The organism is Ancylobacter dichloromethanicus, from assembly GCF_018390645.1.
Classification (GTDB): Bacteria; Pseudomonadota; Alphaproteobacteria; order Rhizobiales; family Xanthobacteraceae; genus Ancylobacter; species Ancylobacter dichloromethanicus.
Window position 1 is genome coordinate 1 of sequence record NZ_JAHBGC010000007.1, and the last position, 12,030, is coordinate 12,030.

The 12,030-nt window shown below is 65.7% G+C and carries 9 protein-coding genes and 1 pseudogene; 2 read left to right on the forward strand and 8 right to left on the reverse strand.

Going from position 1 to position 12,030, the window contains the following annotated elements:
• Nucleotides 1-506 precede the first annotated feature (506 nt).
• Nucleotides 507-1,064, forward strand: coding sequence for a hypothetical protein (locus tag KHC23_RS04215; RefSeq protein WP_213369865.1), 558 nt, complete (start codon nt 507-509; stop codon nt 1,062-1,064).
• Here KHC23_RS04215 and arsH read toward each other — a convergent pair.
• The 8 genes from arsH to KHC23_RS04255 form a co-directional block, all read right to left on the reverse strand.
• Entirely contained in the window at nt 1,054-1,746 is a 693-nt protein-coding gene (arsH, locus tag KHC23_RS04220; RefSeq protein ID WP_213369867.1) for an arsenical resistance protein ArsH, read from the reverse strand. The genes KHC23_RS04215 and arsH overlap by 11 nt on opposite strands.
• On the reverse strand, nt 1,746-2,801 hold the full coding sequence (gene arsB / locus KHC23_RS04225; protein ID WP_213369869.1) for an ACR3 family arsenite efflux transporter: 1,056 nt from the start codon (nt 2,799-2,801) through the stop codon (nt 1,746-1,748). The genes arsH and arsB overlap by 1 nt, the downstream gene beginning before the upstream one ends.
• A gap of 9 nt (nt 2,802-2,810) precedes the next feature.
• Nucleotides 2,811-3,236: an arsenate reductase (glutaredoxin) gene (arsC, locus tag KHC23_RS04230; RefSeq protein WP_213369871.1), complete on the reverse strand. Its 426-nt coding sequence runs from the start codon at nt 3,234-3,236 to the stop codon at nt 2,811-2,813.
• An 8-nt stretch (nt 3,237-3,244) separates the two neighbouring features.
• Nucleotides 3,245-3,772, reverse strand: coding sequence for an arsenate reductase ArsC (locus KHC23_RS04235; RefSeq protein WP_213369873.1), 528 nt, complete (start codon nt 3,770-3,772; stop codon nt 3,245-3,247).
• Complete coding sequence (locus tag KHC23_RS04240) at nt 3,765-4,136, reverse strand: ArsR/SmtB family transcription factor (RefSeq protein WP_213369876.1); 372 nt, start codon at nt 4,134-4,136, stop codon at nt 3,765-3,767. The genes KHC23_RS04235 and KHC23_RS04240 overlap by 8 nt, the downstream gene beginning before the upstream one ends.
• 158 nt (nt 4,137-4,294) lie before the next feature.
• Entirely contained in the window at nt 4,295-7,564 is a 3,270-nt protein-coding gene (locus KHC23_RS04245; protein ID WP_213369878.1) for an error-prone DNA polymerase, read from the reverse strand.
• The gene (locus tag KHC23_RS04250; RefSeq protein ID WP_213369880.1) at nt 7,561-9,084 is read right to left on the reverse strand and encodes a Y-family DNA polymerase; all 1,524 of its coding nucleotides are present in this window, start codon (nt 9,082-9,084) and stop codon (nt 7,561-7,563) included. Before KHC23_RS04250 ends, KHC23_RS04245 begins: the two co-directional genes overlap by 4 nt.
• Nucleotides 8,999-9,757, reverse strand: coding sequence for an ImuA family protein (locus KHC23_RS04255; protein ID WP_213369882.1), 759 nt, complete (start codon nt 9,755-9,757; stop codon nt 8,999-9,001). The genes KHC23_RS04250 and KHC23_RS04255 overlap by 86 nt, the downstream gene beginning before the upstream one ends.
• 194 nt (nt 9,758-9,951) lie before the next feature.
• Here KHC23_RS04255 and KHC23_RS04260 point away from each other — a divergent pair.
• Nucleotides 9,952-12,023, forward strand: a pseudogene (locus tag KHC23_RS04260) (ATP-dependent helicase).
• The last annotated feature ends 7 nt before the right edge of the window (nt 12,024-12,030 follow it).

The window sequence follows — 12,030 nt, forward strand, 5'->3', positions numbered from 1 at the left end:
CTTCGAAGCCACCGACCAAAGGGGACACCCTCCAGGCCATGCCCCGCCCTCGCCCCCACCAAGCAGGACCCGCACCGGACCGACGCCTCGCCCGGTATCCGTCATGGCCGCTCAGGACGCCCCTGCTCCCCCGCACCGCGATGGACAATTGCAGCGCTCCGCCCGATTCCGCCGGCGGCGCCGCGCCAGCGCCCGCCAGAACCACGGACCACCACCAACGGCAGGAACCCTCACGTCGATCCCCAGCCACGGTCCAGGCTCTACGCAAACACCCAGGCCTGGCGCCAAGGCCATTCCGCCCTCGCCAGCATCGGCCCGATACACCCGAAGCTCGACGTCACCCAACAGCGGGGTCGGCGCTCCCGCCAGACCAGCATCTCCGTGCCGAGCCGATCGCGCAGCCCGCCGAACTCGAGATCTCACGGGAACTCGGTTGAGAAGATAAGGATTCATGCCGTCATTGACCCGTGCTAATGGAGAAAAATCTCCCAACTTGAACCGGTTCCATGAAACGCCCGACGAAGCCTTTTGTTGTCGAATACAAGCGCAGCGCGCGAAAAGCCTTCGGACCGTCGACGATCTCGGCAAGGGATATGGCTGCGAGCCTTCCGACACCCGCAGCTGATTCGATCCCGAAATCTCCGCAGGCAGCAGCCTCCGCACTGTTCGAGATCACAGGCCAGTCGAGTCCCACTTCCAATTCGGTGCCGACGGAGCCGCTTGTCTTGGCGGTCCTTACGGTTGAAGGCGACAGCACACCCGAAACCGAGCAGACCCAGGACGATCCCCTTCGGCTGCATGACCCGTCATCACCGGCAATCGAAGCGAGAGCGTCACCTCGCAAGACGAAGGCGCGGAAGCAAGTTGCGGTTTCCGCGCCGGCCGATATCGGTGCAGGCCCGCAGATGGCGCCGGCAGGGGATGATGGAGCGATGGCTGGGACTTGCAAGCCGCGCGCCGCTTCACTCCCGGCAGTCCGCCGGCGCCGACGACTGCTGGAGGGGGAAGATTGTTTGCCGCGTGGGCAGCGTTGGAAACGGCGATTGCCGAAGTTCATGCGGTAGCTAGCTTCTCCGCCGCTTCCTTGCGCTCACTGTAGCGGTCGGTGAGATAGGGGGAGAGATCGCGTGTCAGCAGCGTGAACTTAACCAATTCCTCCATCACGTCGACCACCCGGTCGTAATAGGAGGATGGCTTCATGCGGCCCGCCTCGTCGAATTCCTCGTAAGCCTTGGCGACGGAAGACTGGTTGGGGATGGTCACCATCCGCATCCAGCGGCCGAGCACACGAAGCTGGTTGACCGCGTTGAAGCTCTGCGAGCCGCCCGACACCTGCATGACGGCAAGCGTCCGGCCCTGCGTCGGCCGTATCGCGCCAACCGATAGCGGTATCCAGTCGATCTGCGCCTTGATCACCCCGCTCATGGCGCCGTGCCGCTCCGGGCTGGTCCAGACCTGACCCTCGGACCATGCCGACAGATCGCGCAGTTCTCGCACCTTCGGATGGTCGATCTCCGCGCCGTCGGGTAGCGGCAGGCCGTGCGGATCGAAGATACGGGTCTCCGCACCGAAGTGCTTCAGCAGACGTTCGGCCTCCAGCGTCAAGAACCGGCTGTAGGAGCGCTCGCGTAGCGATCCGTAGAGCAACAGGATGCGCGGCGGATGCATTGAGGGCGTCGCGTGCAGCCGGTCGATGGTTGGCACGTCGAGGCAGTCGGCGGCGACGTTGGGCAGATCGTCCGGCATCAACGGTGGGCCTCGGCAATCGCCACGACTTTGTCGCCGCGCTCGTACCAGCCCTTGGAGCGGTTCACGATCCAGACGACGGTGAGCATCACCGGCACCTCGATCAGCACGCCGACGACAGTCGCGAGCGCAGCCCCTGAGTGAAAGCCGAACAGGCTGATGGCGGCGGCCACCGCCAGCTCGAAGAAATTCGACGCGCCGATCAGCGCCGAGGGACCGGCGACGCAATGCTGCTCGCCCGCAATCCGGTTTAGGATATAGGCCAGTCCAGCGTTGAAATAGACCTGGATCAGGATCGGCACCGCCAGCAACGCGATTACCAATGGCTGCGCGATGATCTGCTCGCCTTGAAAGCCGAACAGCAGCACCAACGTCGCCAGCAGCGCGACGAGCGAAACCGGGCCAAGCCTTGCCAGCAGCCGGTCGAGCGCGGCTTGTCCGCCTGTCGCCAATAGTCGGCGCCGGAGAAGCTGCGCGATGATCACCGGAATGACGATGTAGAGCACGACCGAAAGAACCAGCGTGCCCCATGGCACGGTGATAGCGGAGAGGCCGAGCAGCAGCCCAACGATCGGCGCAAAGGCCACGACCATGATGGCGTCGTTGAGCGCTACCTGGCTCAGCGTGAAATGCGGCTCGCCCTTGGTCAGGTTCGACCAGACGAACACCATCGCGGTACAGGGTGCTGCCGCGAGGATGATGAGGCCGGCGATATAGCTGTCGATCTGGCCAGCCGGCAGATATGGTCGGAACAGGTAGCCGATGAACAGCCAGCCGAGCAGCGCCATCGAGAACGGCTTGATCGCCCAATTGATGAACACAGTGACGCCGATGCCGCGCCAATGACGGCCGACTTCGCCGAGCGCGGCGAAATCGATCTTCAGCAGCATCGGGATAACCATCAGCCAAATCAGCACCGCGACCGGCAGATTGACCTTGGCGATCTCAGCAGCCCCGATCATCTGAAACGCGCCGGGCATGATGTGCCCGAGCGCGATGCCGGCGACGATGCACAGCGCGACCCACAGCGTGAGATAGCGTTCAAACGTGGACATGGCTTTTCCTTACGCCGTCGCGACGCGGCGGCCGTGCTCGTCGACGACGCGCTCGCCGTCTTCCTTGGTGAACGCGCCCCGTTGCGGCGGCAGCAGATCGAGAACCTCTTCGGAAGGGCGGCAGAGCTTCACGCCTTCCGGCGAAACGACGATCGGCCGGTTGATCAGGATCGGATGCGCCAGCATGGCGTCGAGAAGCTCGTCATCCGTCAGGCCGGGATCGCCGAGACCGAGTTCGACATAGGGCGTTCCCTTCTCGCGCAGCAGCCCGCGCGTGGAAATCCCCATCCGCGCAATGAGCTGGAGCAGCATCGCGCGCGACGGTGGTGTCTTCAGATATTCGATGACATGCGGCTCGACGCCGGCATTGCGGATCAGCGCCAGCGTGTTGCGCGAGGTGCCGCAGTCAGGATTGTGATAGAGGACGACATCCATGGCTCGCCTCACGCCGCACTGTGGCGGCGCGAGGTTGTCCCTTCGGACTGGCCGATCTCAACGAGCTTCGCCTTGAGCGACGCCTTGTCGAGGCTCGCGACCGGCAAGGCCACGAAGACCGAAATCCGGTTCCTGAGATAGCGGAAGGCGGAGACAAAGGCGGCTTGCTTCTGGATATCCGTGCCTTCGACCGCAGCGGGATCCTCGATCCCCCAATGGGCCGTCATTGGCTGGCCGGGCCACACCGGGCACGCTTCACCGGCGGCGTTGTCGCAGACGGTGAAGACGAAATCCATGACAGGGGCATCCGGCATCGCGAACTCCTCCCAGCTCTTCGAGCGGAAGCCCTCGGTCGGATAGTCGAAGCTCTCCAGCACCTTCAGCGCGAACGGATTGACAGTCCCTTTCGGTTGGCTGCCGGCAGAGAAGGCACAGAAGCGGCCGCCGCCATCCTTGTTGAGAATGCTCTCGGCGAGGATCGACCGCGCCGAATTGCCCGTGCAAAGGAAGAGGACATTGTAGATACGGTCACTCATGAACAGCCTCCTGGGTAGCTTCATTTTTGGGTGTGCAGCAGGGAGACAGGTCGGCGATCAACGGGGCGCAGATCTCCGGGCGCCCGCCGCAGCAATCCTTGACGAGGTAGAAGGCAAGCTCGCGTACCGCATCGAGCTTGGCTCGGTAGATGATCGACCGGCTTTGCCGCTCGGCTTCGATGAGCCCGGCGCGTGTCAGGATCGCCAGATGGGTCGACATGGTGTTCTGCGGTACGGTCATATGCCGGGCGATGTCGCCGGCCGGCAGCCCTTCCGGTTCGCGTGCGATCAGCAGCCGGAACACGTCGAGGCGCGTCGGCTGGGCAAGCGCCGCGAAGGCGAGAATGGCTCGCTCTGATTCCATAATTCGAGATTACTCGATATATGGAATCATGTCCAGCCAAGCATGGTAGTGAAGGTCACCTGCCTGAGACGGCAGCATCCGAGTCAGCAGCTAACCATGGAGCCAAGCCAGTCAGCATCAATAGGAATGGGACGTCCCAACAGCCCTACCGATGTGCCCTAACGAAAATCCCGCGTCTTCACCTTGATCTCGTCGACGCGCGCGTAGGGATCCGCGATGTCGCGCGGCCGCGGTCCTTTTGACACCCCGCGCGGATCGGGCGTCGGCGAACCGTGGTGGAACTCATCCCCACGCCCATGCGGCAGCGGGAAGCTCACCTCGCGCGATCCGACGCTGGCGAGCTCGGCCGAGAGATCGGTAAGGTGATGGGCGACGAGATGCACCACCTCGCCCTCCCTCTGGATACGCCCGCGCACGCTGATCATCCCGGACCCGAGCACAATGCGCCGATGTGCCTCGAACACTTTCTGCCAGACGACGAGATTGGCGATGCCGGTCTCGTCCTCCAACGTGATGAACATGACGCCCTTGGCGGAGCCGGGACGCTGGCGCACGAGGACGAGGCCGGCGACCTCGACCCAGCGCCTGTCGCGGGCGGCCATGGCCTCGGCACAAGCGATGATGCGCCGGCGGGCGAGATCCTTCCGGAGGAAGGAAATGGGATGATCGCGCAGGGTCAGGCCCACATGCCCGTAATCTTCGACGACCTCGCCGCCGGCGGTCATGGGACGCAAGGCAACGACCGGCTCATGCTGCTCCGGAACGGGCGTAGCGTCCCGCGCTGCCGCGGCGGCGAACAGCGGCAGGGGTTCGTCGCGCAGTGCCTTGATCGCCCAGAGCGCTTCACGGCGCGCAAGCCCGAGCGCGGGGCGGAACGCATCGGCCTCGGCAAGCTCGACCAGGCCGGCGGATGGGATGGCGGCGCGGCGCCAGAGATCGTCAACCGAAAGAAAGGGCCGATCGGCGCGGCAGGCGACCAGCCGCGCGGCTTCCGCGTTGCCGAACCCCTTGACCAAGCGCAATCCCAACCGGACGGCGAAGCGGCCGTCATCGGCATCGCCTGGCTCGAGCGTGCAGTCCCAACGTGAAGCGTTGACACAGACGGGTCGGACCTCGACGCCGTGTGCCTGTGCGTCGCGGACGATCTGCGCTGGCGCGTAGAATCCCATGGGCTGCGCATTCAGCAGTGCCGCGCAGAAGACATCGGGATGCCAGCATTTCAGCCAGCTGCTCGCATAGGCGATCAAGGCGAAGGAGGCGGCGTGGCTTTCCGGAAATCCATAGGAGCCGAAACCCTCAAGCTGCCGGAAGGTGCGCTCGGCGAAGTCGCGCTCGTAGCCATTGGCGACCATGCCGCCGATGAGCTTCTCGCCGAACTTCGACACCCCACCCGTATGTTTGAACGTCGCCATGGCCCGACGAAGCTGATCGGCCTCGCCGGGCGTAAAACCGGCGCATTCGATCGCCACGCGCATCGCCTGCTCCTGGAACAAGGGCACGCCGAGGGTCTTGCCTAGCACGGCCTCGAGCTCGGGCTTGGGATAGACGACATCCTCCTTGCCCTCGCGCCGGCGCAGATAGGGATGGACCATGTCGCCCTGGATCGGCCCGGGTCGGACGATGGCGACCTCGATGACGAGATCGTAGAAGGTGCGCGGTCGAATGCGCGGCAGCATGGCCATTTGGGCGCGGGATTCGATTTGAAACGTCCCTAACGTGTCGGCGCGGCGGATCATCGCGTAGGTGCGCGGATCCTCCGGCGGGATCGTCGCCAGATCGAGTTCGATCCCTTTGTGCTCGGCGAGGAGGTCGAAGCCTCGGCGCATGCAGGAGAGCATCCCCAAAGCCAGCACATCGACTTTCATGAATTTCAGGATGTCGATGTCGTCCTTGTCCCATTCGATCACCTGCCTTCCGAACATGGCTGCGGGCTCGATCGGCACCAGCTCGTCGAGGCGATCGCGTGTCAGCACGAATCCGCCTGGATGCTGGCTCAAGTGCCTGGGCGTGCCGACCAGCTGATGGGCGAGCTCCAGCGCCAGCTGCAGCCGGCGGTCGCCCATGTTCAGATTCAGCCCCTCGGCATGCTTCTGCTCGACACCCTCCGACCAGCCCCAGACCTGGCTCGACAAGGTCTTGGTGAGATCCTCGGGCAGGCCGAGTGCCTTGCCGACATCGCGGATGGCGCCCTTCCCTCTGTATCGGATCACGGTGGAGCAGAGCGCGGCCCGGTCACGGCCATAGGTCTCGTAGACCCACTGGATGACTTCCTCCCGCCGCTCGTGCTCGAAATCGACATCGATATCGGGCGGTTCGCGGCGTTCCTCGCTCACGAATCTTTCGAACAGCAGGTCGTTACGGTCCGGGTCGATGCTGGTGACGCCGAGCACATAGCAGACCGCGCTGTTGGCCGCCGAGCCCCTGCCCTGACAGAGAATGCCCTTTGACCGCGCAAAGCGGACGATCGAATTGACCGTCAGAAAATAGGGCGCGTATTGCAACTTCTCGATCAGGCGCAGCTCGTGCTCGAGGTTGCCCCGGACTTTGCCCGGCAGGCCCTCGGGATAGCGCTGCGCCGCGCCCTCCCAGGTCAGCTTCGCCAGCGCCTCCTGCGGCGTCAGCTCCGGGAACAGCTTCTCTTCCGGATATTGGTAGGCGAGCTCATCGAGCGAGAAGCGGCAACGCTCCATGATCTCGATCGTGCGGGCCAGCGCCTTCGGATAGCGAGGAAACAGCCGGTGCATCTCTGCGGGGTCTTTGAGATGGCGATCGGCGTGCCGTTCCCGCCGGAAGCCGAGCTCGTCGATGGTAACGTTGTGCCGGATCGCGGTAACGACATCCTGCAGGACGCGCCGTCCGGGTTCATGAAACAGAACGTCGTTGGTGACGACGGTCGGCACACGCACCGCGGCCGCCATGTTCGATAGGTGCCACAGGCGAAGCTGATCGTTGGGGCGCCGGCGGAGCGACAAGGCCAGAAAGGCGCGGTTGGCAAAGGCCTCGCGCAGCCGGCGAAGCCGGAGCGCGCAGCCCTCGTCGGCCTCGTCGGGCACCAACACGGCGATCAGACCGTCGCCATAGGCGACGAGATCGGGCCATTCGAGATGGCATTTCCCCTTGCCGCCACGCTTCTTCCCGAGCGAAAGCAGCCGGCAAAGCCGGGCATAGGCGTCGCGATCGGTCGGATAGGCGAGCACCGACATGCCATCGACGAGATCGAGGCGGCAGCCCACGACCAGCCGGATGCCGGCATCCTTCGCCGCCTGGTACGCCCGCACGATGCCGGCCAGCGAATTTCGGTCGGCGATGCCGAGCGCCTCGATGCCGAGGGCCTTCGCCTGCTCGAACAGCTCCTCGCAGCTGCTGGCGCCGCGCAGGAAGGAAAAGTGCGACGTCGCCTGGAGCTCGGCGTAGCGGGGACCGGTCATCCGAAGATTCCATGCAGATACCATCGGTGCGACCCGGTCTCGGGATCCTCGCCGTCGCCGGCCCGAAAGATCCAGAACCGCTCGCCACCATCATCCTCGACGCGAAAATAGTCTCGCACCGCGCTGAGCTCATCGTCCCTCTTCCACCATTCCTCGAACAGGCGCTCGGGGCCGTCCGCCCGGCGCACGCGCCGGCGGATGCCACGCCACGTAAACCAGACGGGCGGATGGTCCGGCAGGAGCGCCATGGTCTCGATCGGCTCGGGCCGCGGCAACAGCCGCGGGGGACGCGGCCAGTCGCCATGCCAGGTGCTCTCGTCCTCGGGAGCGAGCGCCGGCACGCGCGCGACAGAGCGTTCCGGGACGTCGCTGGCGACAGGAGCGAAGCGATAGAGGCTATGTTCGCCGACCCGGTTGGCGAGCGTATCGACCAGATCGGAGACATCGGCTTCCGGCTCTTCCACGAGCGACGAGATCGCCTGCTTCGCGGCCAGCGGCTCGGCCAGGGTGGCGGCGAGCGTCATCACCTCGATGCCGAAACCGGGATCGACCTTCTCGATCTGGTCGCAGAGGAGCCGGCTCAGGCGGCGGGCGTCGCGCACGGGTAAGGCCGTGCCGACACGTATCGCCTGCCGCGTATTGTCGACGCGGTGGAACAACAGGTCGAGCCGCTTGGCGCCAAGCCCCCTGGCTTCCAGTTCCTCGCACAGTGCGGTGACGAGCTTGGTCGTGTAGCGGGCGATGGTCTCGGCCGCGCCAATGGGTTCGGGAAAAGCGCGGCGGACCTCGACGAGATCTGGCGCGCGAATAGGATCGATCGGCTCGGCCATAATCCCCATGGCCTGGTCGAGGCGGCGGCCGACCTGCGGCCCGAAGCGTAGCGCCAGCGGCGCGCGCGGCTGGCTGGCGAGCTCGCCGATGCGCTCGAAGCCGAGCGTGTGCAGGTCCGCGACGATGCCGGGATCGAGCCGAAGCGCTGCGATCGGCAGGTCGCGCAGCGCGGCCTCGCTCTCACCGGGCGGAATCACGACCGCCGGCCGACCGGCGAACCGGGCGCAGGCGTGGGCGGCCCCCCAGCTATCGGCAATCGCGGCGCGGGCCTCGACACCGGATGCCGCGAAACGCTGCACCATCGATGTCAGCATGGTGACTTCACCACCATGAAGATGGTCGGCGCCGGTCGAATCGATCACCAGCCCATCGGGCGGATCGGCGGCGACGATCGGCGAGATGCGCTGGAGCGCCCAGAGTGCCAGGCGTTCGAGACCTTCGGCGTCCGCGTAAGGATCGGCATCCTGGACAATGAGGCCGGGGACCAGGGCCTGCGCCTTCGTCGCCGGCATGCCGACGCGCAACCCCGCCCGCAGGGCGGCAAGGTCTGCGGCGAGCACGACGCGGCGCCGTCCATCGCGGCCGATGAGGACGAGCGGCGCTTCAGCTGGAGGCGCGGCGTCGCCCGCTTTCCGTCTGAGGCGATCCGCCGGCCATCTCGGAAAATAGAGCGATACGACCCTGTGCATCGCAGGATTCCACCTCAAAATCCGCGCTTTCTCCGGCGCGACACCGGATCAGTTCGAGCAGCCAACGGGGACGTCCGACGCCCGGGACCGGAAGGGGCTCGGAGGGCAAGACCGAGACGCGCCAGCGCGTGACGCTGGCCGTCGGCTGCCCGAAATCCGCGACCTCCGTCGCGCGCCGCCAGCGCCGCACCGCGATGCCGATGGTGCCGGAGCCTTCCGCCGCAAGCTGCAGGCGGCGCGAGGCGGTCATCGACAGCCGTGCCACCTCTCCGACGACGGCGCCGAGGCCACCATGGCGCAGCCCCTCTTCCATGCAGGCGAGCAGCGCCTTCTCGTCGCCCGCTTCGACGAAGATCACTCGGCCAGGAAGAAGCCCCGCCTGGGCGAGCGCCGGTGCGAACAGATCCTGGCGCGTGACGCACCAGAGCACCTTGCCGCGCGTGCGCGCCGCGACGCCGGCGGCGAACAAGGCCGCCGCGGCGCCATCAACCGCGCCATTCCCGCCACCCGCCACCTCATGCAGGCAGCCGAGCGCCAACCCTCCTCCCGGAAGGCGCCGGTCGATCTGCGGCAGACCGAACGGCAGCACTTTCCGCGCACGGCCCGCCCCGCCTTCGAGGCGCTGGATGCGCTCGCGAAGCTCGGCGATGGAACTGACGACGGGCTTCGGCATGACGAAAAAGGCTGCTCCTCGGGGCTTTGCAAGGGGTCTCTCCGCTGGTATGTTCTTTATTTGTTCTCAATTGGCGACTGAGTCAATCGGACTCGCGAAAGACTCCTCGGTGACGGCGACGATAGATCAGTGTGAGTAATGTCCGTGTATTCGCGGATGGCGGTTGATTCTCAGGCGGATACGGGGACGGGGACATGGGCGGCGCGGCGCATCTGGAAAAGTTGAACGACCGACAGCGCAGCGCCGTCGAGCATGGCGTCGGCCTCGCCGACGGCAAGGCCGGAGGGCCTCTCCTGATCATCGCCGGTGCCGGATCGGGGAAGACCAACACGCTGGCGCATCGGGTCGCCCATCTGATCGTCAACGGCGCCGATCCGCGTCGGATCCTGCTGATGACCTTCTCCCGGCGCGCGGCCTCCGAGATGGGGCGCCGCGTCGAGCGCATCTGCGCCCTGGTGCTGGGAGACAAGGCTGGCGTGCTCACCGACGCGCTCGCCTGGGCGGGCACCTTCCATGGCATCGGCGCGCGGCTGCTGCGCGACTATGCCGACCAGATCGGTCTCGATCCGCAATTCACCATTCACGACCGGGAAGACAGCGCGGACCTGATGAACCTCGTCCGCCATCAGCTCGGCTTCTCAAAGATGGAAAGCCGGTTTCCGACCAAGGGGACGTGCCTGGCGATCTATTCGCGCACGGTCAATGCGGAGGCCCCGCTGCAGGACGTGCTGCGCGCGAACTATCCCTGGGTCGCGGTGTGGGAGGCGCAGCTGCGCGAGCTGTTCGCGGGCTATGTCGAGGCCAAGCAGGTGCAGAACGTCCTCGATTACGACGACCTCCTGCTCTACTGGGCGCAGATGGTCTCCGATCCGGTCCTGGCCGACGACATCGGCGGACGCTGGGATCATGTGCTGGTCGACGAATATCAGGACACCAATCGGCTTCAGGCTCGATCCTGACGGCGCTGAAGCCCGGCGGGCGCGGGCTCACCGTCGTCGGAGACGATGCGCAGTCGATCTATTCTTTCCGCGCCGCCACGGTCCGCAACATCCTCGATTTCCCGAAGGAGTTCAGCCCTCCGGCGGAGATCATCACGCTCGATCGCAACTACCGCTCGACGCAGCCGATCCTGGCGGCCGCCAATGGCGTGATCGATCTCGCCAGGGAGCGGTTCACCAAGAACCTCTGGACCGAGCGCGAATCCGCCGAGCGGCCCTGCCTCGTCACGGTGCGCGATGAGGCCGACCAGGCGCGTTTCGTGGCGGAGGAGGTCCTTAAGAACCGCGAGGCGGGCATGCGGTTGAAGGAACAGGCCGTCCTGTTCCGCGCCAGCCACCACAGCGGACCGCTGGAAGTCGAACTGACCCGCCGCAACATCCCGTTCGTCAAATTCGGCGGGCTGAACTTTCTGGATTCAGCCCATGTGAAGGACATGCTGGCGGCGCTGCGTTTCGCGCAGAACCCGCGCGACCGCGTCGCCGGCTTCCGGGTGATGCAGCTTCTGCCGGGTGTCGGGCCATCATCGGCACAGACGGTCCTCGATGCCATGGCGGATCGGCCGGATCCCGTCGCCGCGCTTACCGAACTGCCCTGCCCTCCGCGCGCCGCGGCCGATTGGCCGGGCTTCGTCGTCTTGCTGGGAGACCTGCGCGAGCGCGGCGCCGGTTGGCCGGCGGAGATCGCCCAGGTCCGCAACTGGTATGAGCCGCATCTCAAACGCATCCATGAAGATGCCGAGATGCGCAAGGCGGACCTGCTCCAGCTCGAGGACATCGCGGCCGGGTATCCGTCGCGCGAACGGTTCCTGACCGAATTGACGCTCGATCCTCCCGACGCGACCTCCGGGCAGGCTGGCGTGCCGCTGCTGGACGAGGACTATCTGATCCTCTCGACCATTCATTCGGCCAAGGGCCAGGAATGGAAATCAGTCTTCGTGCTGAACACGGTGGACGGATGCATCCCCTCGGATCTGGGCGTCGGCACGACGGAGGAGATCGAGGAGGAGCGCCGCCTGCTCTACGTCGCCATGACGCGGGCGAAGGACAGTCTCTCGCTTGTCGTGCCGCAGCGGTTCTTCACCCATGGGCAATCGTCGACCGGCGATCGCCATGTCTATGCCTCGCGCACGCGCTTCATTCCGGGGAAGCTGCTGGAACTGTTCGAATTCCGTCCGTGGCCGGTGGTCGCCGCAGGACAAGCGGGAGGAACGCAGGCACGGCACGTCCGGGTCGATGTCGGCGCCCGGATGCGTGGCATGTGGCGCTAGGAGGAGC

Excerpts from the sequence above, each read along its gene's own strand:
- KHC23_RS04215 (WP_213369865.1), top strand. The coding sequence starts at position 507 with ATGAAACGCCCGACGAAGCCTTTTGTTGTCGAATACAAGCGCAGCGCG.
- arsH (WP_213369867.1), bottom strand. The coding sequence starts at position 1,746 with ATGCCGGACGATCTGCCCAACGTCGCCGCCGACTGCCTCGACGTGCCA.
- arsB (WP_213369869.1), bottom strand. The coding sequence starts at position 2,801 with ATGTCCACGTTTGAACGCTATCTCACGCTGTGGGTCGCGCTGTGCATC.
- arsC (WP_213369871.1), bottom strand. The coding sequence starts at position 3,236 with ATGGATGTCGTCCTCTATCACAATCCTGACTGCGGCACCTCGCGCAAC.
- KHC23_RS04235 (WP_213369873.1), bottom strand. The coding sequence starts at position 3,772 with ATGAGTGACCGTATCTACAATGTCCTCTTCCTTTGCACGGGCAATTCG.
- KHC23_RS04240 (WP_213369876.1), bottom strand. The coding sequence starts at position 4,136 with ATGGAATCAGAGCGAGCCATTCTCGCCTTCGCGGCGCTTGCCCAGCCG.
- KHC23_RS04245 (WP_213369878.1), bottom strand. The coding sequence starts at position 7,564 with ATGACCGGTCCCCGCTACGCCGAGCTCCAGGCGACGTCGCACTTTTCC.
- KHC23_RS04250 (WP_213369880.1), bottom strand. The coding sequence starts at position 9,084 with ATGCACAGGGTCGTATCGCTCTATTTTCCGAGATGGCCGGCGGATCGC.
- KHC23_RS04255 (WP_213369882.1), bottom strand. The coding sequence starts at position 9,757 with ATGCCGAAGCCCGTCGTCAGTTCCATCGCCGAGCTTCGCGAGCGCATC.